This window comes from Micromonospora sp. CNB394 (assembly GCF_000374985.1).
GTDB classification, from domain to species: domain Bacteria; phylum Actinomycetota; class Actinomycetes; order Mycobacteriales; family Micromonosporaceae; genus Micromonospora; species Micromonospora marina.
Genome location: NZ_KB895874.1, coordinates 1 through 25,601, shown reverse-complemented (window position 1 = coordinate 25,601; position 25,601 = coordinate 1). Strand labels below are relative to the sequence as shown.

16 protein-coding genes are annotated in these 25,601 nt (G+C 69.6%); 14 read left to right on the top strand and 2 right to left on the bottom strand.

The features are described from left to right. The first annotated feature begins 237 nt into the window (after positions 1-237). A complete protein-coding gene (locus tag C569_RS0128390; protein WP_018789103.1) occupies positions 238-2,148 on the top strand; it encodes a hypothetical protein in 1,911 nt (636 codons plus the stop codon). Between the two features lie 377 nt (positions 2,149-2,525). Here the strand turns inward: C569_RS0128390 and C569_RS0128385 are convergent, their stop codons facing one another. Both C569_RS0128385 and C569_RS0128380 read right to left on the bottom strand, forming a co-directional pair. Continuing rightward, positions 2,526-3,101 carry a flavoprotein gene (locus C569_RS0128385; RefSeq protein ID WP_018789102.1) on the bottom strand — a complete coding sequence of 192 codons (576 nt, stop codon included), beginning with the start codon at positions 3,099-3,101 and terminating at the stop codon, positions 2,526-2,528. Further along, positions 3,098-4,444 carry a hypothetical protein gene (locus C569_RS0128380; RefSeq protein ID WP_018789101.1) on the bottom strand — a complete coding sequence of 449 codons (1,347 nt, stop codon included), beginning with the start codon at positions 4,442-4,444 and terminating at the stop codon, positions 3,098-3,100. The genes C569_RS0128385 and C569_RS0128380 overlap by 4 nt, the downstream gene beginning before the upstream one ends. Before the next feature lie 416 nt (positions 4,445-4,860). Between C569_RS0128380 and amcA (C569_RS33920) the strand changes: the two genes are divergently transcribed. The 13 genes from amcA (C569_RS33920) to C569_RS0128320 form a co-directional block, all read left to right on the top strand. Next, positions 4,861-5,025, top strand: coding sequence for a multiple cyclophane-containing RiPP AmcA (gene amcA / locus C569_RS33920; RefSeq protein WP_196806818.1), 165 nt, complete (start codon positions 4,861-4,863; stop codon positions 5,023-5,025). After that, positions 5,022-5,369 (top strand): hypothetical protein, encoded by a 348-nt coding sequence (locus C569_RS0128375; RefSeq protein ID WP_026268764.1) that lies wholly within the window; start codon positions 5,022-5,024, stop codon positions 5,367-5,369. Before amcA (C569_RS33920) ends, C569_RS0128375 begins: the two co-directional genes overlap by 4 nt. Continuing rightward, positions 5,366-6,502 (top strand): cyclophane-forming radical SAM peptide maturase AmcB, encoded by a 1,137-nt coding sequence (gene amcB / locus C569_RS0128370; protein ID WP_018789099.1) that lies wholly within the window; start codon positions 5,366-5,368, stop codon positions 6,500-6,502. The genes C569_RS0128375 and amcB overlap by 4 nt, the downstream gene beginning before the upstream one ends. Beyond that, on the top strand, positions 6,499-6,681 hold the full coding sequence (gene amcA, locus C569_RS0128365; RefSeq protein ID WP_018789098.1) for a multiple cyclophane-containing RiPP AmcA: 183 nt from the start codon (positions 6,499-6,501) through the stop codon (positions 6,679-6,681). Before amcB ends, amcA (C569_RS0128365) begins: the two co-directional genes overlap by 4 nt. A 61-nt stretch (positions 6,682-6,742) precedes the next feature. Next, complete coding sequence (locus C569_RS0128360) at positions 6,743-7,405, top strand: pentapeptide repeat-containing protein (protein WP_018789097.1); 663 nt, start codon at positions 6,743-6,745, stop codon at positions 7,403-7,405. A 15-nt stretch (positions 7,406-7,420) separates the two neighbouring features. After that, positions 7,421-7,993, top strand: a complete 573-nt coding sequence (locus C569_RS0128355; RefSeq protein ID WP_018789096.1) for a kinase — start codon at positions 7,421-7,423, stop codon at positions 7,991-7,993. A gap of 27 nt (positions 7,994-8,020) precedes the next feature. Then, complete coding sequence (locus C569_RS33485; RefSeq protein ID WP_155945645.1) at positions 8,021-8,299, top strand: hypothetical protein; 279 nt, start codon at positions 8,021-8,023, stop codon at positions 8,297-8,299. 319 nt (positions 8,300-8,618) lie between these two features. Then, entirely contained in the window at positions 8,619-9,242 is a 624-nt protein-coding gene (locus C569_RS0128345; protein WP_018789094.1) for a class I SAM-dependent methyltransferase, read from the top strand. A 128-nt stretch (positions 9,243-9,370) separates the two neighbouring features. Continuing rightward, the gene (locus tag C569_RS31380) at positions 9,371-10,816 is read left to right on the top strand and encodes an NAD(P)/FAD-dependent oxidoreductase (RefSeq protein WP_018789093.1); all 1,446 of its coding nucleotides are present in this window, start codon (positions 9,371-9,373) and stop codon (positions 10,814-10,816) included. Next, positions 10,813-11,577: a 1-acyl-sn-glycerol-3-phosphate acyltransferase gene (locus C569_RS31375; protein ID WP_018789092.1), complete on the top strand. Its 765-nt coding sequence runs from the start codon at positions 10,813-10,815 to the stop codon at positions 11,575-11,577. The genes C569_RS31380 and C569_RS31375 overlap by 4 nt, the downstream gene beginning before the upstream one ends. Before the next feature lie 802 nt (positions 11,578-12,379). Next, the gene (locus C569_RS0128330; protein WP_036347309.1) at positions 12,380-15,574 is read left to right on the top strand and encodes an FG-GAP repeat protein; all 3,195 of its coding nucleotides are present in this window, start codon (positions 12,380-12,382) and stop codon (positions 15,572-15,574) included. A 116-nt stretch (positions 15,575-15,690) separates the two neighbouring features. Continuing rightward, positions 15,691-19,152, top strand: coding sequence for a LamG domain-containing protein (locus C569_RS0128325; protein WP_196806819.1), 3,462 nt, complete (start codon positions 15,691-15,693; stop codon positions 19,150-19,152). A 90-nt stretch (positions 19,153-19,242) separates the two neighbouring features. Then, a partial coding sequence (locus C569_RS0128320) for an RHS repeat-associated core domain-containing protein (protein ID WP_018789090.1) occupies positions 19,243-25,601 on the top strand: 6,359 nt, incomplete at its 3' end.

The following is a 25,601-nucleotide window of genomic DNA, read 5'->3' as shown; positions in this document are numbered from 1 at the left end:
CGTACAGACTTTGGTCTCCGTCTTCCTGCACCACGATCCCTTCGACGACCCACTCGGCAGGACACCAGGCGTGGACGCCCGCGGGAGCCGAGCGGGGAACGGGAGAGTCGGACCCGCGTGCTCGTGGCAACAATGCGCAACCCCTCAAGGCGGCTCCCGGCGTCAAACTGTCAGACGGCCTCACCTGCGCCAGAGACACAACGACGTCGGCGAGCGACCACGCCCGGATTTTCCCGCATGCGCGGCGTCTCGACGAGACCACCTGAACTGTCAGGCGGGTTCGGCGCCACGGTCAAGATCGACGACCTGTGGAACATGATCGCCGAACGGCTCGCCCAGCGGGGTATCACCTCGCCGCGCAAACGGGCCCGCGACGCCGCCCAGTACGTCGAGACGACGATTACCGCGTGGCTTGGTAGCAACAACCAGCGCAGGCTGCTGCTGCTTCTCGACGAATGCGACGGGTTCTTCGACGCGGACGCCCGGACAGGGTTCGAGCACACCACCCGCCTGCGTAACCTGATGATGACCACGAACCGCAACTTCAAGCCAGTGTTCGCCGGCCTGCACCAGGTCCAGCGGTTCGCGCACCTACCCAACCAGCCGCTCGCCAGCGCGCACTTCGGCGACCCGATCGCCATCGGCCCGCTGACACCCGCCGCGGCGCACGATCTGATGTTCACCCCGATGGACACCCTCGGGATCTCCTTCGACTCCGACGAGCTCATCCACCGGGTCCTCGCCTACTGCAACTACCAGCCGAAGCTGCTGCAGATGGTCGGCGAGGAGCTCGTGCGGGAAGCGTTGAGCCGACGGGGCCTGGAAGGGCCGCGGTACCGCATCCGCGACGAGGACCTGGAACGCGTGATCGGCTCCAACGCCGTCCGGCAGAAGATCCGTGAGACGGTGCACCTGACCCTCAACCTCGACTCGCGGTACAAGCTGATCGCGCTCGTCGTCGCCCTCTCCGCGCTGGAGAAAGGCGCCGACCACGCCATCCCCACGAACATGCTGCGGGACGAGTGCCTGGCGTGGTGGCCGGAAGGGTTCGCCGACCAGGGAGCCGACGAGTTCCGGTCGCTGCTGTCGGAGATGAGCGGCCTCGGGGTCCTGTCGGAAACTGGCGGCCGGTGGCGGCTGCGGTCCAGCAACGTGCTGCGTCTTCTCGGCACCGCGGAGACCATCGAGGAAGAGCTGTGCGCGCTGGAATGGCGTAACGTTGTCACAATCCTGTCGGCCGAGCAGGCCCGCCGCACGCTGACCGACGGCCGCATCTCGCCGGTGACCGAGAAGCAGCTGGCCACCTTGACCGAACGGAGCAACCACCTGTGGGTGGTCGTCGGCACCCAGGCGACTGGGATCGACCGGGTAGCGGCACGGCTGACCGAGGAAGCGGACATGATCGGGGCGCGATTCACCCTGCATGTGACCAGGGGACCCTCGGGCTACCGGCGGGAACTGCGCGGTGGGGCGCCCGGTGACCGGCACCGGGTCGTGCTCAGCGACCTGTCGACAACCAGGCTCGACAACGCGCTCAACGGGCTGCTCCAGGTCGACACCCTGCTGCCGGCCGCCGGGGTGACCCGCTCCCTGGTCGCGGTCGTCGACGCCAGCGTCAGTGAACTGTTCACCAAGGACGACGCTCCGTCGCTGGGGGAGGTCACCGACCGGGTGATCGTGCTGCGCCGGCTGTCGCCGGGCGGGCTGCGGTCGTGGGTCGTCGACAACGAGATCTCGTGTTTCGGTGACGCGGCCAGCCAGAAGATGCTGCTGGAGGCCACCGGCGGATGGACGGTGCTACTCGACGACGCCGCACGGCTCGCGACCACCGAACGCACCGCCCGACGCGTGTGCGATGCGATCACCGCAGCAAGGCTCAACAGCGCCGAAGTCGCCAGTGTGTTCGTTGACCAGGTCGGGCTGGCGAACAACCCGACGCTGGCGGCCGCTTTCGACTCGCTGCTCGACTACAACGCTCCGATGAGCAGCGAAGACCTGGCCACCTGGCTTGAGGTAACCGAATGTGGCGGCGCCCGGTCGGTGGAGGCGTTGCGGTACTTCGACGTGCTCGTCGAGCGACCCGACGACGGGCTGTGGGAACCGGAGCCGGTGTTCGCGGCGGCGTGGAGGAAAGCGCGACAGCAGTGACAGGCTGGTCCGGCGGCGGGTTCGTGACTGCCGCCGGACCGGCTTGGTGAACCATTGGCCCGAAGCATTGGGTTTCGTCGTGGGGCGGCGGTTCTCGCCAGTCGGCGTAGCGCCGGGCGACGTACATCCGGGTGCTCGGCGGGTGCTCGGTCGCCGTAGACAGGGTCGGTGTCGTATGGACTGTGTGGTACGTGCGTCCGGTGGTATCAGCCGAGACCTGCCGACTCGTGGACTGGTGGGAAGCGTGGGCATACGGGGCATCGATTGACGCTGACTCTTAATCCGCGGGTTCGGGGTTCGAGTCCCTGGCGGCGCACCAACGATCAAGGCCCTGACCTGGTAGTTCTATGTCGGTCGGGGCGTGGACCCAAGCTGGATCAGCCCCGATCGGTGCTGCTGGCAGGCGCGTCGCCAGCCATCCGGGTCGCCGCCTCGAACGCCGCCGTCCACGGAAAGGCCCGCTGGCGGATGTTGCCGCTGCCGGGCGGGTGAGGCTCCCATCCATCCTCGGTCCCGAGGACGACCCGTACGCGCTCGTCGCGGAGACTCGCCACGGCGCGCTGAAAAGGTGCGCGGATGGCCAGAGCGGCGTTGACGAACGGAACGACCACGGTCGGCACCTGCCGGCCGATCAGCTCCGCGACCGTGGTCATCGCGTAGTTGTCGGCGATGCCGAGGGCGATCTTGTTGACGGAGTTGTAGGTGGCAGGGGCGATGATGAGCGCGTCTGCGGCGGGGAGCGAGCGGCGGGCGCCGGGGGACGACCGGTAGGTGGACCGGACCGCGTGCCCGGTCAGCCGCTCTATCGCTGCCGCGTCGATGAAGTCGAGGGCGCTGGGGGTGGCGGTGACCGCCGTTGTCCACGACTGCTGCGTCGCATCGGTGACCAGCTGTGTCACGTCTGCGGCAGGTCCGGCAGCGCAGACAACGATCTGCAGGTGGCCGCTGGTCATACGCGGATCCCGGCATGCTGGGCGAAGTCGAGGACTGCGCTGCGAACGTGTCCCCGGTTAAGGACGGCCAGGTCGCTGGCGATGCGCTGCACCGCTGGACGGCACCGGATCTCCTCTGGTGCCACCTGATAGGCGCCGCGTAGAGCGTCCAGGCCGTGCTCGTAGCGACCCCACTGCGTGTAGGCGCGGGCCACGTCAACGAATAGCGATGCCTTGCGTTCGGCGAGGCTGATCTTGTCCAGCGGAACCTGGCGAGCGAGAGCGATGGCGGTGCCAGCGTCACCCATGGCCAGCGCGATGTTGACGCGGTGCAGCAGGACGTTTGTGGCACCGAACCCGGTCCACCGGTCGTTGCCGTCGTAGCCGAGTCGTCCCGCGGCGTGGGAGGCCTCGTCGAGCATGGCTTGCGCGCTGTCCCGGTTGTCGTCACGGGCTGCGGCGATAGCACCCCGCAGCAGCAGGGCGCCGTAGACGGCGACCGCGTCGGTCGAGGCGAGCCAGGTGCTGCGCCGGAGGGTTTCGGCCGCGTCTTCGGCGAGTTGGCGTGCCTGTGCCATGTGGCCGTTGCTCATCAGGGCGTGGGTCATGATCCGGGCGCTCGCTGCCATCGCCACCGGATCCTGACTGATCGCAGCGGCGCGGGTGCTGCGTTCAGCGGCGACCAAGGCCATGCCCTCGTCACCGACCTTCAGCAATACGCTGCCGACGACGTGGTAGAGGTCGCCGGCCAAGGCGTCGAGCTGCGCTAGCTGCTCGCCTTCGGCGTTCGCGCGAGTCGGTTCGAGGGCGGGCAAAAGGGCCACGAGTCGGACGAGAACCTGCTCATACCGGCACGCCTGGTAATCGATTTTCGCGGCGGCGACCTCTCGAGCGAACTGCCGAAGCGGTAGGGCATCCGGCTCGGTGCTGCGGGCTGGTGATGCGACCAGTGTGTTGAGCAGGGTTGCGACGTGCGGCAGGGCGATGCCGCTGATCGTCACGCCTGTCAGGAGATCTCTGCGCCGCACGTCGCCGTCCGAGTCCATGTCGTGAGTACCGCCGACGCCAGTATGGACCTGCGTGGCAGTGACAGGCAGCGGCGCGGGATCCGCAAGTGCACCGCTGGTGCCTGCTCTCACCAGTGCTTCGAAGCGCTCACGGGCCTCTGGGGTGGCTCGAGCCAGCACCGTGTCCAGAGCGGCCTGCATGTCCGCACGCAGGTGGACCTTGTCGCCCTGGCTGCTCCACTTGGCCACCGTCCGCCGCGCCGCACCGAGGTGTTCGGCGAAGCCAGTGACGCTCATCCGCAACGCCTGGCGCAGCGCGTTCGCTTCCCGGCCGGTCCAGGTCGTCACCGCAGCCATCGCACGTCCTCTCGCTCGGGACAGTTGTCGGCCGGACGATCGTAGCGGCACTTGGCGTGCTGGCAGGTGCACCGTGAGTGCACCGACAGGACATTCCCGCGCCGCACTCAGCGGGCGAACCTGATTGTGCTTGGCACCGCTCCTAACGAGTAGGCGGCCAGCACACATTCATGGCCTCACGCCAGGGAGCTCGGCATGAACAACGAAATTCCCGCAGGGCAAGGGTGTCTGCCGGCGCGTCGGACACCAGCTTGTGACGCCCCCACAGGCCTGGGGAACAGGCCCCGTCTGCGTACCGCCATGAGGGCTGCGTGGGTGGGTGATCGGCGGTCTGCTCCCAGCCGCCGTGATGCGGCGGCGGGCTCGCCCTTCCCCCGGCGAGCCCGCCGCTCATCGTCCCTGGTGGGGGTGGCGGCATGACGGTGTACGTCTCGCGTAACGCGATGGCCAGCCGGTCCCGGCGCCCCGAGCCCGGGTGGACGGCCTCGCCGGGGCATGGGTGGCCCGCTGATCCGCCGCTGCTCACCTTCGTGTGGCGTCGGCTGTTCGAGCAGCAGGCCCGCGAGGGTGGTCGCCGGTGACCGGGCCGCAGCGCCGTCTCGCGGTCAACCGGCTCGCGCCATCCGGAGTGGAACATCTACCGATGCGCCCGCTGTGGCGGTGCCGCCGGTGCGGGCAGCCGTGGCCCTGCGGCGCAGCGAAGCTCGCGCTCCTGGCCGAGTACCGAGAAGTGCCGGTGAGCCTGTTCCTCTACCTGGCCGGCTGCCTGCACGACGCGATCAACGACCTGCACCGGCTCAACCCGAGCGTCACAGGCAGCGCCGCCGACATGTTCGACCGGTTCCTCGGCTGGCCCGCCCGCCACACCCACGCCTACCGCGTCAGTAGCCCCACGACCGCCAGCATCGAGGAGGCCTCCTCGTGAACGGCATCGGCCTCATCAACGCCACTGGCCAACCGGCGGTCGCCGGCAGCTTCCACACCCTGGTCGTGCAGCCGACGAGCTTCTGCAACCTCGACTGCACCTACTGCTACCTGCCCGACCGGAGATCCTTCCGCCTGATGAGCGGCGCGGTCGCGCAGGCCTGCGCCGAGTCGATCGCCCAGCAGAACAGCGGTCATCCGGTGAGTGTCGTGTGGCACGGGGGCGAACCCACCGCCACACCCCTCAGGCTGTTCCGGAACCTACTGACCCCGTTCGAGGAGCTGCGGCGCGCGGGAATGGTGCGTCACGAGCTCCAGACGAACGCGACGCTGATCAACCGGCAGTGGTGCGAGCTGTTCACCGCTTACGGGTTCGAGGTCGGGGTCAGCATCGACGGACCGGACGCGTTGAACCGGAACCGCCTCGACCGGGCCGGCAACGCGACCGACGCCCGGACCCTGCGCGACATGCAGACCCTGGCCGACGCAGGGCTGAGGTACTCGGTGATCTGTGTGGTCACCCCGGAAACCATCGACCATGCGGAATCCCTCGTCGACTTCTTCACCGGCCTGCCCGGCTGCGAGTCGGTGGGCTTCAACATCGAGGAGCAGGAGGGCGCCGACCGCGCACCGGTGTCGGAGGACGCCGCGTACCAGTTCTGGCAGCACCTCATCGCACGTCGCGTCGGCGGCAGCCCGCTGCGGATCCGCGACGTGGACCGGCTGGCCGACTATCTCGCCGCCACCCGCGCCGGACACGTCGACCACGCGCCGTACGAGCCGATCCCGACCGTTTCCTGGGATGGGCAGGTGGTGCTGCTGTCACCGGAGCTGCTCGGCATTACCGAGCCGCGATACGGCGACTTCATCGCCGGCAACGTCCTCCGGCAACCCATCACCGCCATGCTCGCCCGCGCCGGCGATCTGGACTACGTCGCCGAGTTCATCACGGCCCTCAACGACTGTGCCGATCACTGCGCCTTCTACGACTTCTGCCGTGGCGCCCAGGCCGGCAACCGCTACTTCGAGCACGCGACGTTCACCGCCCGCGAGACCACCTACTGCCGGACCACCCGACAGGCCCTCGTCTGCGCCGCCGCGGATCACCTCACCCCTCAAGGAGAAGCACTATGACCAACGCACTCGCGGTCCTTGTCAACGCCGCACCCGAGCAACTCGCCCGCCTCGGCGTCGACCCGCAGCGGTCGGTAGCGTCAATCGACGCGGCGAAGTTCGACAACCGCCCCACCTGGGACAACAAGGGTAGGTTCGACAGCCGACCCGGCTGGGACAACTGGAACAAGAAGAAGTAGCCCCCGCCACGGGACGCGCGGGGTGGCGTGCCCATCCCGCGCCCACACAGGTTGAGGACACATGCGCACCACCATGATCGGCGACGTGAAGGTCCTGCTGCCGGACCTCGAACCGGACGACCTCGACAGCACGACGGACCTGGACGGTGGCCTCACCGAGGCCCGCGTCGAGGGCGCCGCGTGGCGCGGTGTGCACCTTGAGGACGCCCGCATCCGTAGCAGTCTGATCACCGGCGTGGACCTGAGCGAGAGCACCTGGGAAGCCGGCAGCCTCTACGGCTGCGAGATCACCCGCACCGACTTCTCCGGCGCGACCCTGACCGGCATGACCATCGAACGGTGCGCGATCACCGGCTCCCGGTTCACCGGCGCCAGACTCACCGACGTCCGCCTCAAGGACGTCCTGTTCGACGGCTGCCGCTTCGACTACGCCACCCTCCAGCGTGTCGCCGCCGCCGGCTCGGTCGCCTTCTCCGAGTGCACTCTCACCAACGGCGCGTGGTCGTCGTGCCGGCTACCCCGCATCGCACTGCGGTCATGTGACCTTGCAGGCCTGGAACTGGACTCCTGTCAGCTCGACGGGACCGACCTTCGGGGCAACCGACTCCACGGGCTGAAGACGCCGCTGGACAACCTGCGCGGCGTCACCGTCGACGAAGACCAACTTCCTGACCTCACCCAGCTGACCGTCGCCGCCCTCGACCTCACCGTGCGCAACGAGTGAATCCGAGGAGGGATCGTGCTCGCTGAACCCACCGGCAACCCGGACACGATCCTCGTCTGTATCCGGGGCAACTCCGGCTCGGGCAAGAGCAGCATCGCCCGAGAGCTACGACTCCGGCACGGCCGGGGCTGCGCCCTGGTCGAGCAGGACTACCTGCGCCGGATCGTGCTGCGCGAGCGGGACAAGCCCGGCGGCGCGGCGGCACCGGCGTTGATCGCGCAGACCGTCCGGTTCGCCCTCGACCACGGCTACCACGTGGTCTTGGAGGGCATCCTGCACAGCAGCCGCTACCGCAGCATGCTGACCGCCCTGCGGGACGGCCACCGAGGGCGGTCGCTGTTCTGCTACCTCGATGTGTCCTTGGCCGAGACCCTGCGCCGGCATCTCACACGCCCGCAGCTCAGTGAGTTCACCGCCGAGCACATGAGCGGCTGGTACTCGGCTCACGATGTTCTCGGCTGGCCCGACGAACTTGTTCTCCCCGAGACCACCGGACTGAACGAGGCCGTCGAGGTCATCGCCGCTGCTGCTGGGCTGCCCCAGACCGGACGCGACGACGACCTGCTTCCGAACGTACCGTCTCCATAGAGCAGACCGCCGGGTTGCCACCGCCGCATGCTCGCCCTACTGCGCCTGCATGAGCCATCTCTCGATGGCAGTGAAGTCGTGCTCGGTCAGTCCGCGGCGTGGATCGACCCGATGCAGCAGGGCCGGGCCGGGGTGATGAGTCGATACCCACTGCTGGTCGACATGGGAGATCTCGTCGTCGACCCAGACGAATCGGTGATCCGGACGTTGCGCCATGCCACGGTCGTCAGCGTTCAACCGCGGGCGTGCATTGGTGCTCGACGGGTGCTCGGGCGCCGTGGACGCGACCATGGTCGGATGGACTGACTGGGACGCCGACTCGACTGAGTCGGGCCATGACCGCGAACAGATGGACTCAGTAGACCCGGTTGGACCGGGTGACTCGGCCAAGATCAAGCTCTTAATCCGCGGGTTCGGGGTTCGAGTCCCTGGCGGTGCACCAACGAGCAAGGCCCCGGTCCGGCAGGTGTCTGCGGGCCAGGGCTTTCTGGTGTCCCGGGTTCGCGGCCGGCGGCGACGCCCGCGCTTAGATTAGCAGGCCCGGCGACGGGTAGGCCGGTGGCATGCCCCGCATCCCGCCCGACCTGAGCCCCCCGCCGTCGAGGAAGCCGGCCTGGAGAGCGCCGTGAGCGGACTGCGATATCGCCTGGTGGCGGGCCTGTACGACGTGGTGTCGCTGGAGTGGCCCGTCTACCGGGCGGGACGCGTGGTCGGAGTCGACGCGACCGGCCTGCGGGCCGGGGATCGGGTGTTGGACGTGGGCTGCGGGACGGGACTGAGCATGCCCCTCGTCCGCGACGTGGTCGGCGCGCGAGGTGCGGTGGTCGGTGTCGACGCGAGTCCGCAGATGCTGCGCCGGTCGCGGTCGCGCATCGAGCGCGCCGGCTGGACGAATGTCCAACTGATACGGGCGGACGCAGCGGATCCGCCACCGGCACTGCGGGCGGGACCGGAATTCGACGCGGTGCTCTTCGTCTACGCGCTCAGTGTCGTTGCCGACTGGCGTCGAGCCTGGTACGGGGCGATCGACCTGCTGCGCCCCGGTGGGCGAGCCACGATCGTCGATCTCGCCCTGCCGACCGACGGGTGGCGGGTACTCTCCCCGGCCGCCCGCCTGGCGTGCCTCGCCGGTGGCTCCGACCCGCACCGGCATCCGTGGAAGCTGCTGGAGGCCGGGTTCACCGATGTCGGGCACGAGGTGCTGCGCGGCGGACACGTCCACGTGGTGTCGGGCCGGCGATCCGGCTGACCAGCCGGGCCGGTCGGTTCTTACCGATCGCTGACATCTCCGGCAGGATGTGCGGGCGCGCGTGCCGCGCGGATAGCGTCACGGCATGACGAAGGCATACTCCGGCCGGCACCGGTGGTGAGGCACCTGTGACCGGTCTTGATCTTCTCGTTCTCGGCGGCGGCACGGCGGGGCTGGTCTCGGCGGTGGTCGCCGGAGGGTTGGGTGCCCGGGTCGCTCTGGTCGAACGGGACCGCACCGGCGGCGAGTGCCTCTGGACGGGCTGCGTACCGAGCAAGGCGTTGATCGAGGCGGCCGACCTGGCCCAGCGGATGCGGCGTGCCGACCGGGTGGGCCTGACGCCGGTCGAGCCGGTGGTCGACCTGGCCGACGTGATGGCGCACGTGCGCGCCGCCCAGCGGACGATCGCGCCACACGACGCGCCGGAGCGGATCCGCGCCGCCGGCGCTCAGGTGATCTCCGACGAGGTGACATTCGTCGGGCCGCGCCGGGTGCGGCTCGCCTCGGACGGGCGCGAACTGACGGCGCGGTGCGTCCTGGTGGCGGTCGGCTCGGAGCCGGCGGTGCCGCCGGTGCCCGGCCTCGCCGATGCCGGCCCGCTGACCAGCGACACGGTCTGGGGCCTGACGACACTGCCACGGCGCCTGCTGGTGCTGGGCGGCGGGCCGGTCGGTTGCGAGCTGGGCCAGGCGTTCGCGCGCCTCGGAAGCGAGGTGACCCTGGTGGAACGGTCCCCGCGACTGCTGGCGCGGGAGGACCCGGAGGTCGGTGACCTGATCGCCGCGCGCCTGCGGGACGAGGGCGTCGACGTGCGGACCGGCACCGAGCTCAGGGAGATCACCGGGCAAGGCCCGTGGCGGGCCCGGGTGGACGGGGCGCGACCGGGTCGGATCGACGTCGACCGGGTGCTCGTCGCGGGCGGGCGGCGGCCCCGCACCGCCGGGCTGGGCCTGCGCGACGCCGGTGTGACGCTGACCGACCGGGGGGCGATCCGGGTGGACACCCGCATGCGGACGTCCGCACCCGGGGTGTACGCCGCCGGCGACGTGACCGGTGTACTGCCGTTCACCCAGGTCGCCGCCCACCAGGCCGCCACGGCGACGCTCAACGCGCTGTTCCTGCTCCCTCGGCATGTGCGGTACCTCTCGATGCCGTATGTGGTCTTCACCGACCCCGAGGTCGCCCGGGTCGGCCTTCGCGCGTCCCAGGCCCGGAGCCGGTGGGGTGGACGGGCGGTGCTCACCCGCCTCGACCTGGCCGAGGTGGACCGGGCGGTGGCCGCCGGGCGCACCGACGGGTGGGCGTCCCTGGTCGCCGATCCGGCGGGACGGCTGGTCGGCGCGACCGTCGTGGCACCGTCCGCCGGCGAGGTGATCGGTGAGCTGGCAGCCCTGATCGCCCGCCGCGGCCGGCTCACCGAGCTGTACCGCACCGTGCACCCCTACCCGACGTACGCGCTGGCCGCCGTCGACGCCGTCGGTGAACACCTGCAGCGGCGCCTGCTGACTCCCACCACCCGGCGGCTGACCCGGCCGCTGCTGGGCGCGCTCCGGGCCGCCGCGCGTACCTCGTGACGCCACAGCGCGACCCGGCCGCCATCGCTCGTGCGGCGCGGCTGGTACGGCGTGTCCTGGTGCCGTACCACCGCGCGCGCGTCGTCGGCCTCGACCGGATCCCCGCCGGCCCGGCACTGTTCGTCGGCAACCACAACGGCGCGTTCTACACCGGCGACACCTACCTGTTCGGCGCCGCCGTCCACCGCAGCCGCGGGCTCGCCGACACGCCCTGGGTACTCACCCACAATCTCGGCCTGACCCTGCTCGGCCGCTGGCTCCGGCCGCTGGGCGCCGTCCCCGCGGACCTGGCGACCGCCGCGGCCCTGCTCGACCGTGGCGACAAGGTGCTGGTGTACCCGGGCAGCGACGCCGACGGCGCCCGCCGGTGGACCCAGCGGCGGAGGGTGGTCTTCGAGGGACGGGTCGGCCACGCACGGCTCGCCGTGGCGTGCGGCGTGCCGGTCGTCCCGATCGCCGCGGCAGGGGCGCACAACACCGCGATCGTCCTGCACGACGGCGCCGCGGTGGCCCGGCTGCTGGGCACGCGGCGGCGGCTGCGACTGGCCCGTTGGCCCCTCCTGCTCAGTGTGCCGTGGGGCCTGACGTTCCTCCCGTCCGTGCCCTACCTGCCGCTTCCGGTGCGCATCACCATCGTCGTGGGGCCACCGATCCACTTCGACCGCCACGGCGCCGACGCCGCCGCCGACGAGGTGTACGTGCGAAGCTGCGCCGCCCGGGTCCTCGCCGCCGTCCAGTCCCTGCTCGACGCCGCCGGCTGACCCTGGCCCCCATCGCCCGCACCCCGGCAGAGCACCGAACACGGCTCGTCCGCCCCGACAGCCCCATCAGCGGGCGCGACGTCCCGTGTGCTGAGCGGTGGCGTCCACGATGACGGCATCGGGTTCCCTGCGACCGCCGTGACCATGCGCTTGAACCTGCCCACAGCCCGGATTGCTGGTAACGGTCTTCGCGGATTACCTCGTTGGCGTTGCGCATGAGGATCACCAACCCGTCTCTCCCCGTACGAGGGCGGTCCCGACGCCCGAATGAGGCGAATGACGTCCGATTCTCTGACGGCGCGAATCGGTTTTCGCGATCATTGTTCGGCGCTCTGCGCTGGATCGATGATCTGCTCGGGGTGGTTGACATGATGCCGTCCGGCGCCGTTCCGGTGCCTCCATGGGTCCGAGTGGCCCGGTGTTGTCCACCGATGGACGAGTGCAGCATCGGTCGATTGTTCGATCATAGACAGCTACGCCGTGTCATATTCAAGGAGGGCGATGCGTAATAGTGCTTCGCAGTGGTGGAGCGATCCGCGGGGTGTCAGTTGACTGCGGCAACCATCTTCTGATCTGCGGTTTTGAGGATCGGCTCGATGCCCCGCCGTTGCCGCTCGCGGGCGCGGCGGTGGCCGAAGGCTCCATTGTGGCGGCGAGGTCGGTTGCGCAGCGTGTTGGTCGATCGATGGGATGTCCATTTCGCCGTGATCCGTCCTGACGGAACGTATCCGACCTTGTGCGCTGAGGCAGGGCACCCTTAGAGTCCCGCTCGCACAACTGGAGAGCACACGGGGGAGGGTTTGTGGCACGTCGAGTGACGGCCACTGTCCGTTCGTGCCTGGCTGCGTGCGTCGCCGTACTGACGGCGGCCGCGTTGGCGGGCGTACCGGGAGAACCGGCGGCGTATCTCGCCGCTGGACCCGACGGCGTGACAGGCGGCGTGGAGAGCCGGACCGATGAAGCGGTGTCCCTTCGAGCCGCCCGCGAGTCCGGCAAGCCGGTGCAGGTCAAGAGCCTCACGTCGGAGACGACAGCGGTCTACGCACTGCCGGACGGTCAGTTCCGGGCCGAGCTTTCGGTCGGCGCGAGCCGGATTCGGCGCGGTGACCAGTGGGTTCCGGTCGATCTGACCCTGCGCAAGGGCGCGGACGGGCGGATCAGCGCCGTCGCCCACCCCTTCGATCTCGTCGTCTCCGGCGCGCAACCGAGCGGGACGCCGGAACTGGCCGTCCTCGGCCACGGAGCGGATCGGCTCGCGGTCGGTTGGGCTGGCCGGCTGCCCGAGCCGAAGCTGGATGGCGGACGGGCCACCTATGTCGACACGCTGCCCGGGGTGGACCTGGTCGTCGAGGCGACTCGCGCCGGCATGGAGGCGTTCTTCGTCGTCAAGGACCGCAGCGCCGTGAAGCAGGTCGCCCGGCTCACACTGCCGATCACCGGGCCGAACGCCGCCCGGGCGGTCCGCGACGCCAGCGGCAACACCGCCATCGAGGACGCCGCCGGCCGGGTGGTCGCGCACACCCCCGCACTGCGGATGTGGGACGCGCGGGTCGACGCGCTCGGCAACCCCACCGCCGAGACGGCTGTCGCATCCACGATCGCCCCCGCCGCCGAGGCCCGTGCAACTCGCGGGCTCGACCTGACGCTGACCCCGGACCTGCGCTGGCTGAACGACTCCAAGCGGGAGTACCCGATCGTCATCGACCCGACGATCAACCCGGTGTACACCACGTTCGACACGTACATCCAGGCCGGCGACACGGTCAACCGGGGCGGCACCGACGACCTCCGGCTCGGTCGGCTCGGTCCGACCGGGCCCGTCACCCGGTCCTTGCTGCGCTGGGACACCACGGCCTTCGTCGGTAAGCAGATCACCTCCGCCACCGTCTCGTTCTGGAACTGGTGGTCGCCCCTGTGCGAGGGCCGATCGTGGGAGCTCTGGACCGTGGGGGCGGTGGCCGACGACATGATCTGGGACACCCAGCCGGCATGGAACAACCAGGAGGCGACCACCCTGGCGACTGCCGGCTACGACGCCAGTTGCAACGACGCCTGGGTCGGGATCAGCGGTACCAAGTTCTTCCAGCGCGCGGCGAACGCCGGTGACACCCGCGCCGACATGGGCCTACGGGCCACCGACGAAACCGATTCGAAGTCTTTCAAGCAGTTCCGCTCCCGCAACGCCGCAGCCAGTACCGAGGTGCCCAAGGCCAGCGTCACCTACAACTCGTGGCCGACCGTGACGGCCCGGTCGACCGTCCCCGCCACCACCTGCGCGACCGGCTCCGCCCGTCCCCTCGTCAACACGCTGACGCCGCAGCTCAAGGCCACCGTCGCCGACGGCGACGGCACCGCGATGACAGTCACCGTCGAGTGGTGGGCGATGAACGCGGAGAAGGCGATCGGTTCCGCGTCGTCCAGCAACGTCGCCTCCGGCGCCACAGTGACGGCGACCGTTCCCGCCGGCGCCTTCGTCGACGGCGGTATCTACCGCTGGCGGGTGAAGGCCGCGGACGGGGTCAGCGGCAGCGACATCTGGTCGTCGTTCTGTGAGATGCAGGTGTACACCACGGCCACTCCGGTCACCGGTTGCACCGGCGGAACGGACAGCGACTTCAACGGCGACGGCGTCGCCGACATCGCGATCGCCGACCCGGAGGCCACTGTCAACGGTCAGATCCGTGCCGGCCGGATCAACGTCACGTACGGCGGCAGCACAACAGTGCACACCCTGCACGAGGGTGGGGCCAACATGCCCGGTGCAGCCGAGGCGGGTGACCGCTTCGGCACGTCGATCGCCGCGTACGACGCCAACAACGACGGGTGCACCGACCTGGCGGTCGGCGTGCCGAACCAGGCCGTCAGCGGCCAGGCCCAGGCCGGTGTCGTGTACGTACTGCTCGGATCACCCGCCGGCCTCGCGCAGGGCCCGCCCGCCGTCTCGTACCACCAGGACAGCGCCAACGTCCCCGACGCGGCCGAGGCGTACGACTGGTTCGGCTACGCCGTGGCCGGCAGCCGGACGGCCAGCGGTGAGCCGTACCTCGTCATCGGCGCGCCCGGTGAAGGGCTGGCCAACCCGGTCACCGGGATCGTGCATTACATGCGCGGCACCGTGAACGTGGCAATGTCCCAGGGCAGCGGCATCCCGGGCGCGGCCGAGATCGACGACCGAACGGGCTATGCGGTGGCCGCCTCCACCCACCACTGGGCGGTCGGTTCCCCGGGCGAGGCGATCGGCACCGAGGCCTTCGCCGGAGCGGTGAACGTCTTCAGCCACACGCTGAGCAGCGGTCTGCCGACCCTCGCCGCCGGCCTGGAGCAGAACGTCGCCAACGTCTCGAACGTCGCCGAGGCCGACGACAACTTCGGTAAGTCGATCTCGATCGCGCCGTACCGGCCCGTCGGCGCTTCCGCCGGCCAGGCCGACTCGCTGGTCGTCGTCGGTGTGCCGGGTGAGGACCTGGTCGTCGCGGCCACCAACACCCCGGCGCCGGACGCCGGACTGGTGCACCGCTTCCACGTCACGGCCGCGAACACCTTCACCGAACTGCCCGCGATCACGTACGCCTCGGAGGACGGCGACTACCTCGGCGAGAAGGTCGTGGTGGTGAACACCGCGCCGGGCAGTGAGGGCACCGACGCGACGATGTTCGTCGCGATCGGCGTACCGGGCGAGGACGCGGGCACGTCGGTGGCCGACTCCGGACGGGTACGTATCTTCCCGGCGCTGGCGAATCCGATCGGCACCCCGACCACGCTGCACCGGGAATCGGGCGGTATGCCGGGGACGGCCGGCGGCCAGGAACTGGTCGGCACCTCGCTCTCGGCCACCTCGGAGCGGCTCTACGTCGGCACTCCCTACGGCGCCGACGCCGTCTACGGGTTCACCTGGTCCGATCTGAGGGCGGGCAACACGGCCCCGAGCGTCACCTGGCAGCCGGGACAGGGCGGTCTCCCCACCGGGCACAGCGCGTTCGGGGCGGCGATCAGCTGATGAAGACCATCGACATGAGTAGTTGTCCAGCGGGGGAGGACCAGAGGGTGGCCCGTCATACGAGAAAACGGGGCCGGGTGTTCACGCTCGGCCTCACGCTCGGCCTCGCCGGCCTGATGTCCACTACGGTGTTCGTCCAGCCGCCGGAGTCGGCGCCGCGCACCGCCGCGGCCTCGGAGGATCTCGTCCGGGACACCGAGGCCGAGGCGCTGGTGGCCGCGAGGGCGCTCAACCAGCCGGTCGAGGTGCTGGCGCACCGCACGGAGTACCGCGACGTCTTCGCGCAGCCGGACGGCACGCTCATCGCCAACGGTCACACGCAGCCGGTGCGGGTCACCCAGGGAGACGCCTGGGTACCCGCGGACTCGGCCCTTGTGGTTCAGCCCGACGGCTCGTACGCCCCGGCGGCTGCGTTGCTCGGCATGCAGCTCTCCCAGGGCGGCACCGCACCGCTGATGGTGGTCACCCGGGACCAGAAGAGCATGACTCTGACCTGGCCACACGGGCCACTTCCCGCTCCCGTGGTCGAGGAGAGCAAGGCGACCTACCCGAACGTGTTCCCGGATGTCGACCTGGTCGCGAACGTCACCGTCGAAGGCTTCTCGCACGTACTCGTGGTCAAGACGCCGGAGGCGGCCAGTCTGCCGGAACTCCAGAACCTCCGGCTCGGCGTCGCCGCGGTGGGCCTGACCATCGAGGAGACGGCCGAGGGCGGTGTGGTCGCCCTGGACCCGGTCACCGGCAACCCGGTCCTGGAAGCGGACGCGCCGACCATGTGGGACAGCGGAAGCCAGGAGGGGGGCGATGCGACCGCGATGCGGTCGATGGACACCTCGTCCACCGACCCGGGTGCGGCCTCGGCGGAGGGGCCGGGCGACACGTCGGAGGTGGCTCCGGTCGGCCTCGACTACTCGGACAACACCCTCACCCTCACCCCGGACCGGTCCATGCTCACGGACCCGGAGGCCTCATTTCCGCTTTACATCGACCCGGTCTGGCAGAGCAGCACCAACAGCGCGTGGGCGATGGTGGACAGCGGCTACCCCAACGAGGAGTACTGGAAGTTCGACGGCAAGCGGCACGAACGCATCGGCCTCTGCCCCAGTTCCTGCAACAACTCGAAGGTCAAGCGCCTGTTCTACCGGCTCGCCACGCCGTACTCGGGCAAGACGATCCTGGAGGCCACCTTCCGGGTCACCCTGCAGCACGTCTACAGCTCGACCGCCCGGGCGGCGGCGCTCTACCTGATGCCGGCCGGGATTACCTCCGCCACCAACTGGAGCAACCAGCCCGGCGGCTCGGGCTGGTCCGGAGCCACGCACCTCGCCACCAGTTCACCGACCAAGACGCAGGCCACCTGCACCTCCACCAACCAGAACACGGAGTGGAACGCGAAGGCCGCGGTGCAGCAGGCGGTGACCAAGGGCTGGAGCAACCTGACCCTCGGCCTGCGGTCGGTCAGTGAGAGCGACTCGACGCACACCAAGCGGTTCTGCGACAACGGCGTCCTCTCGGTCCGCTACAACCGGGCGCCGGTGATCGCCAACCTCAACGAACTCACCATGTCCCCCGGCGGGCAGTGTGTGTACGGCTCCAGCGCGCCCTACGTGGACGTGCCGCCGCGGCTGAACGCGGTGCTGCGGGACCCGGACCACTCCTCGGCCCACACCGAGCAGATCAAGGCCGAGTTCAAGGTGACCTGGACGCCGGCCGGCGGGACGTTGCAGACGCGCTCGTACACCACTCCGCTGAAGGCCAGCGGATCGGTCTTCTCGTACACGGTCCCGAGTGACATCGCGCAGAACGTCCCCATCTCCTGGGAGGTCCGTGCCAGCGACAACACCAGCTGGGGTCCGTGGAGCAGTGAGGGCTCGCGCAATGTCTGTCAGTTCCTCTACGACAAGACCAGTCCAAGCGCCCCCGACGTCGACTCCGCGGTCTACCTGCCGCAGGACGCGGCCGACGACGGGACGGCGAGCGCGTCGAACTGCATCGAGAGCGACGAGTGGCTGGGTTCGATCGGCGTGCCCGGCAACTTCGTCTTCGACTCCGCCGCCACGGACGTGGTGGAGTACCGGTACGGCTTCAACACCAACCCGGCGCCGGGCGTGAACGTGCTTCGGCCCACGACCGACGGCGGGTCGGTCACCCTGCCGAACTGGTACCCGGACAAGGAGGGCCCGCGGACGATCAACGTGCAAGCCGTCGACCGGGCCGGCCGGTCGAGCAGCATCGCCTCGTGCACGTTCCGGGTGGGCAAGCGACCGCCGACCGCACAGTGGTCGCTCGGCGAGGTCGCGGGCGAGGGCGGCGCCGGCGACGGGCTCGGTGACAACGACGCGACGGCCGGAAGTGGTGTCACGTTCGGGGTCGAGGGACCGGGTGGAACCTCCGACACGGCCGCCCGGTTCGACGGGACGGCCGACGCCCACCTCACGACCACCAAGCCGGTCCTGACCGACACGTCGGCGAGCTTCGCCGTCACCGGCTGGTTCAAGGTCGACGACGCCGGCCGGCGGCAGGTGGCGGTCAGCCAGGACGGCACCGGTGAGCCCGGGTTCGCGCTGGGCGTCGAGGGCGGATCCTGGTTCTTCCGGATGCCGGTCAACGACGTCAACTCACTGGGCCGCTGGCAGGTCGACGGTGCGGTGGCCACGACGGGTTGGACGTACGTGACGGCCATCTTCGACGGGGCGAAGAAGGAGATGTCGCTCCAGGTCGGAAACAACGCCCCGCGCATCGCCCAGCGCAGGTCGCTGACGAAGGCGCGCGGTCCGCTCCAGATCGGCCGTGTGCTGAGCAAGAGCGGTTACGCCGACAACTGGGAAGGAGCGATGGCGGACGTCTCCGTCTTCGACCGGCTGATCATCGCCGACGAGGTCACCGGCCTGCAGAAGACGGCGCCGAGCCGCAAGGCCTACTGGCGATTGAACGCGGAGACCAACAAGGTCAGCCCTGAGGAGCGCGGTGGCGCGGGACTCACCCTGGGCAGCGGTGCGACGGTCTTCAAGCACCCGGTCCTGTCGCTGCTCGGCGGTGGTCACCTCGCACTGACCGGTAACGCGGACAGCTACGCCAGCACATCGACCAACGCGGACATGGCGGGCAGTTTCTCGATCAGCGCCCGGGTCAAGCTGACCAGCAACTGTGCCGGTACCCCGATGACCGTCTTCTCGCAGAAGGGCACCAACGGCAGCTCGGTCGTCGTGCGCTGCAACAACGCCGGGCAGTGGGAACTGGCGATGGCGAGCACCGACACGGTGGCGCCGGAGTGGACCACGAAGGCCACCGACGAGGCGCCGAAGCTGGTCGGCAAGGGTGACCATCTGACCCTCGTCTACAACGGCTACGCCCGCGAAGTGACCCTGTACGTCAACGGGTCCTTCACCGAGGCGATCCAGCTGGTGTCGCCGTTCGTCGCCACCGGCGGGGTGCAACTGGGTCGCGCCTGGCTCGACGGCGCCTTCAAGGAGCACCTGTCCGGCGCCGTCGACGACGTCCGGGTCTACGACGGTGTCGCCGACAAGGTCCTGATCGAGAAGCTCAACGTCCAGGTCCGCGAACAACTCTCGCTCTGACGTGACAGGCGGTGGGTCCGCCCGCTCCCGGGCGGGCCCACCGGCACGCGAGACCTTTCCCGTTCTTCTCCCGTAACCCCTGGAGGGGTGATGTTCTCCCGACTCCTGGTCCGGTCCGGCGGGCTCGTCCGCCACACCGTACGACCGGTTTCCTGGGCGATGGCCGGTGTCATGGCCGCCGGCTTCATCCAGATCGCGACCCCACCCGCCTCGGCCGAGGCGAAGCCGAACCGTCCGTCGACCTCGGACGCGTCCAAGGTCCTGCCCAAGCGCGACCCGCTGCCGGCCAAGCCGAAGGCGGCCAACCCGGCGGTGGCTGCCGCCTCCACCGCCCCGGCGAAGGTCACCTGGCCCGCCGCCGGCGCCGCGGACATCACCGTGCCGGCGCCCGCGTCGGCCCGCTCCACCGCCGGAAAGGCCCCGGCGGCCACCGCCAAGATCGGTGGCCTGCCGGTCGCGGTGTCGGCCGCACCCGGCGCGGCGGCCGCCGCGCCGGACTCGGCCCGTCCGGCGGCCTCCGCTCCCGGCAAGGTACGCATCGAGGTGCTCGACCGGAAGGCCTCGGAGAAGGCCAAGGTCGACGGCCCGATCGTCCGGCTCGACCGGGCCGACGGTCAGGCCGCTGCCGGGAACGTCCGCCTCGACCTCGGCTACGGCGGGGTCGCCGGTGCGTTCGGTGGCGACTTCGGCGCCCGGCTGCGGCTGGTCCGCCTGCCGGAGTGCGCGCTGACCACGCCGGAGAAGGCCCAGTGTGCCCCGGTTCCGCTGCCGACGACGAACGACAGCGCCGCCGAGACGCTCTCTGCCGAGGCGGGCACCGGTGCGCTCTTCGCCATGACCGCCACCGACTCCTCCTCGCAGGGCGACTACGGCGCCACGAAGCTGTCCCCGTCGTCCAAGTGGTCGGTGGCCCCCTCCACGGGTGGCTTCTCCTGGAGCTACCCGCTGCGGAGCCCGCCGGTGCCGGGTGGTGGTGCGCCGCCGATCGCGCTTGCCTACTCGTCGCAGTCGGTCGACGGCCGGACCGCGACGACCAACAACCAGGGTTCGTGGATCGGTGAGGGCTTCAACTACGAGCCCGGGCACATCGAGCGCCGGTACAAGCCCTGCTCGGACGACGGGCACGACCAGTACGCCGACCAGTGCTGGGCGTACGACAACGCGACCATCCTGCTCAACGGCAAGTCGACGGAACTGGTCAAGACCGGTGACACCTGGCGGTTCGGGACCGACGACGGCTCGAAGGTCGAGCGGCTCACCGGCGCGGTGAACGGTGACAACGACGGCGAGTACTGGCGGGTCACCACCACCGACGGCACCCAGTACCACTTCGGCCGCAACCGGCTCCCCGGCTGGACCTCCGGCAAGGAGGAGACCGGCTCGACCTGGACCGTGCCGATCTACGGCGACGACTCGGGCGAGCCCTGCTACAACGCGACGTTCACGTCGGCCTACTGCGACCAGGCGTGGCGCTGGAGCCTCGACTACGTCAAGGACCGCTACGGCAACGTCACCTCGTACTTCTACGAGAAGGAGATCAACTACTACGCCCGGGGCAAGAAGACCGACGTCAACGGTGTCCCGTACGTCCGGGGCGGCTGGCTCAAGCGGGTCGACTACGGCCAGCGGCACGAGGCCGTCTACTCGACCAACGCCCCCGCCCGGGTGCGCTTCGAGACCAAGGAACGGTGCCTGCCGTCCGGCAACGTCGACTGCGACCCGCAGGATCTGAACACCACCACCGCGCCCTACTGGCCGGATGTGCCGTTCGACCGGAACTGCGCCAAGGACACCAAGTGCAAGCTCGACCAGATCACCCCGACGTTCTGGACCCGGGCCCGGTTGACCGGCATCACCACCGAGATCCGCGAAGGCACCGGTTGGACGCCGGTGGACAACTGGAAGCTCGACCACCTGCTCACCGACAACGGTGACGGCTCGCTGACCCTCTGGCTCCACAAGATCACCCACACCGGTCTCTACGGGCCGGGCGCCGACATCGCCATGCCGTCGGTCGAACTGGGCGGTCTGCAACTGCCCAACCGGATCGACCGCGACGGCGACAAAATCGCCCCGCTGGTCCGCTTCCGGCTGGCGACCGTGTGGACCGACGCCGGCGGTCAGATCGACGTCAACTACGCCACCCCGGACTGCACCAAGAGCACGCTGCCCACGCCGGGCAACAGCACCAGGCGCTGCTACCCGGTGAAGTGGAATCCGCTCGGCAGCGGCGACCCGATCACCGACTGGTTCCACAAGTACGTGGTCGAGCAGGTCGTCGAGACCGACCGCACCGGCGGGGCGCCGGACATGGTGACCCGCTACCAGTACCTGGACGGTGCGGCCTGGCGGCACGCCGACCCGGACGGCATCTCCGACCCGAAGGACCTGACCTGGAGCGACTGGCGCGGTTACGGCCGCGTGATCGTCACGGCCGGCGACGGTCAGGTCCAGACGACCAAGACGGAGTACCGCTACCTGCGCGGCATGCACGGCGACAAGGATCCGGACGGCGGCACGCGTACCGTCAGCGTCGCCGACTCGACCGGCGGGAGCCACACCGACCACAACGAGTTCTCCGGCCACCAGTTGGAGAGCATCGTCTACGACGGCGCCGACGCGGTCAGCAAGAGCATCGCCGTCCCGTGGCGGCACAACACCGCGACGGAGACCCACATCTGGGGCAGCAAGAAGGCCTGGTTCATCAACACCACCACCGCCCGGAGCCTGGTCGCCCTGGCCGCCGGCGGGTGGCGGGAGACGAAGCAGACCTCGACCTTCGAGACCAGCTTCGGCCGGGTGACCGAGACCGAGAACGAGGGTGACGTGGCGGTCACCGGCGACGAGGCCTGCAGCCGGACCACGTACGCCGACAACGCGACCGCCCACCTGTACAGCCTGGTGTCGCGGGTCGAGTCGGTGTCGGTGGCGTGCTCGGCCACCCCCGACCGCAGCAAGCAGGTCATCTCCGACACCCGGACGCTCTACGACGGCAAGGCGTTCGGCGTCGCGCCGACGCTGGGCAACCCGACCCGGACCGAGCGGCTGAAGAGCCACAACGGCACGACGGCCACCTACATCCGCGCCTCGGAGGGCACGTTCGACGCGTACGGCCGGCCCTTGACCGCCGTCGACGCGCTGGGCCGGGTCACGAGGACCGTGTACACGGACACCAACGGCCTGACCACCAAGGTCAAGGAGACCAACCCGCTGGAGTTCGTCACCACCACCGACTACGCCCCGGCGTGGGGTGTGCCGGTCGGCCAGGTGGACCAGAACGGCCTCAAGAGCGTCCTGGAGTACGACGCCCTGGGCCGGCTGGCGAAGGTCTGGATGCCGGACCGGACGGGCGCCAGCGGGCTGGAGCCGAGCATCCGCTACAGCTACCTGGTTCGCACGGACAAGCCGGTCGCCATCAAGACCGAGCGGCGGCAGAACGACGGCTCCTACAGCGTCGAGTACAAGCTGCACGACGGTCTGCTCCGGCCCCGCCAGGTGCAGTCGGAGGGCCCGGACGGCACCCGTACGGTCGCCGACACCTTCTACACCGGCACCGGCCAGCTGGCGAAGACGTACGCGACGTACACGGTCGCGGGCACGCCCACCGACGTGATCTACCCGGCCGTTAACGGTGACGTCAACGGCCAGACGCTGTACGTCTACGACGGCGCGGACCGGGTCACGGCGGAGATCTTCGCGGTCGCGGGCAACGAGAAGTGGCGCACCACGACCACCTACGGCGGCGACCGGGTTTCGGTCGACCCGCCGGCCGGCGGCACCCCGACGACCTCGATCACGAACGCCCTGGGCAAGACCACCGAACTGCGGCAGTACAAGGGCAGCGGTCCGACGGGCGACTTCGACAAGACCGAGTACACCTACACGCACGCCGGCCAGTTGAAGACGGTCAAGGACCCGGCCGGCAACGTCTGGTCCCACGAGTACGACCAGTTGGGCCGCAAGACGAAGTCGACCGACCCGGACGCCGGCACGTCGACGTCCGGCTACGACGACCTGGACCGGCTCACCAGCACCACGAATGCCCTCAACCAGACGATCAGCACCAAGTACGACGAGATCGGCCGGAAGATCGCCGTCTACAAGGGGGCCGCCGACACCGGGGAACTGGTGAGCAGCTGGACGTACGACCTGGAGATGCTCGGTGAGCTCTCCTCGACGAGCCGCTGGATCGACGGACACGAGTACGCCACGTACTTCTCGATCTACGACGAGTTCTACCGGCCGCACGCCACCTACTACTCCGTACCCGAGCACGCCGGTGCCGAACTGGCCGGCTTCTACACCTTCGGTACCGAGTACAACCGGGACGGCAGCATCCAGTCGCTGAGCATGTCGGACGGCGGTGGGCTGCCGTTCGAGACGGTCGCCTACACCTACGACGATCTTGAGCGCCTGACCGCGGCGACCGGTGACGCCCCCTACCTGACCGGCGTCGAGTACGCCACCACTGGCGAGGTGTTGCAGACCGAGGCCCGGGTGGGCACCCGGAAGGTCTGGTCGACCTACGAGTACGAGCAGGGCTCCAAGCGGCTCACCCGGCAACGGCTGGACCGCGAGTCGGCCCCGGTCGTGGACATCGACGCCCGCTACACGTACGACCAGTCCGGCAACATCCTGCGGATCGCCAACAACCCGTCCGGTACGCAGGACACGCAGTGCTTCACGTACGACTACCTGCGCCGGATGGAGCGGGCCTGGACGTCGGCGAGCACCGCGACCGACCCGTGCGCCGGTGGGCCCTCGGTGACCGGGGTGGGCGGTGTGGCCCCTTACCACCACGCCTACACCTTCGACGTCACGGGTAACCGCAAGACCGAGGTCCAGTACGGGACCAACGGCACTCCGCTCATCGAGCGCAGTTACACCTATCCGGCCGCCGGCCAGGCGCAGCCGCACACGCTGAGCCAGATGACGGAGAAGACTCCGCAGGGCGACTGGCTGTACTCGTACGAGTACGACGCGGCCGGCAACACGAAGAAGCGGACGAGGACCGGCGAGGACCAGACCTTGGTCTGGGACGCCGAGGGCAACCTCGAGTCGGTCACCGAAGCCGGCAAGAAGACCAGCTTCCTCTATGACGTCGACGGCTCCCGGATGCTCCGCAAGGAGCCGGCCTCGACCACGCTCTACCTGCCGGGCATGGAGATCCGGCTGAACCACCAGACCCGGTCCACCGACGCCACCCGGTACTACGCGCTTCCGGGCGGGGCGAGCCTGGTCCGCAAGGTGGACGGCCTCCGGTACGTCGCGAACGACCACCACGGCACCGGCCAGGCAGTGGTGGACCAGAGCGGCGCTGTCACGCACCGGCGGATGACTCCGTACGGCGAGAACCGGGGAGCGTCGCCAGGTCAGTGGCCGACGGAGAAGGGCTTCGTCAACGGGAACATCGATTCCACGACAGGCCTGGTCAACATCGGCGCGCGGGAGTACGACACGATCGCCGGCCGGTTCATCTCGGTCGACCCGATCATCGACGTCAACGACCCGCAGCAGATGAACGGGTACGCGTACGCCAACAACAACCCGATCTCGTTCTCCGACCCGGACGGCCTCAAGGCCTGTTCCGACGACGCCTGCGGGCCGGGCGCCGACTACGAGGACATGTACGGCACCTACCACAAGGTCAAGGGCCACAACGACGGTTGCGGTGGTTGCTCGGGCGCGTACGACCCGGACGAGCCGACGATCAACGTCCACAACAACCCGCGGGCATCAGCGGAGGAGCGGGCCGCGGCCGCGCGGGCGGCGGCGGAGAAGGAGAGGCAGCGGCGGATCGCCGCGGCCAAGGCGAAGATGCTCAACGCCGCCAAGGCCCTGGCGAAGATCCTGATGGACGAGTTGGGTATCACCGATGCCCTGGACTGCTTCCTCAAGGGCGACATGGGCGGCTGCCTGGCCACCGCAGTCAACGTCGCGGGCGCGGCGATCGGTGGTGCGCTGGGCAAGCTGGCCGTCAGATACGGCGCTCCATGGAAGTGGAAGAAACTCGCCAACCTGACCAGCCGCGTCAAGGGCCTGCTCGGCGATCTGGTCGGCAGCGCCAAGGCATTCATCAAGTGCAAGAACAGCTTCGTGCCCGGCACGTTGGTGGTGATGGCCGACGGATCGCGCAAGCCGATCGAGGACGTCAAGACCGGCGACATGGTGTTGGTGACCGATCCGGTGACCGGCAAGACGACGATCAAGCCGGTGGTGGCGACCATCATCGGTCAGGGCAGCAAGAACCTGGTCGAAGTCACCATCGATCCCGACGGTGACAGCGGCGACGCCACGGAGCGCGTGGTCGCCACCGACAACCACCCGTTCTGGGTACCGGGCCTCGACGAGTGGGTCGATGCCGCCGATCTGCGGGCCGGTCAGTGGCTGCGTACCTCGGCCGGCACCCACGTGCAGATCAGCGCGACCCGACAGTGGACGGAACCGGC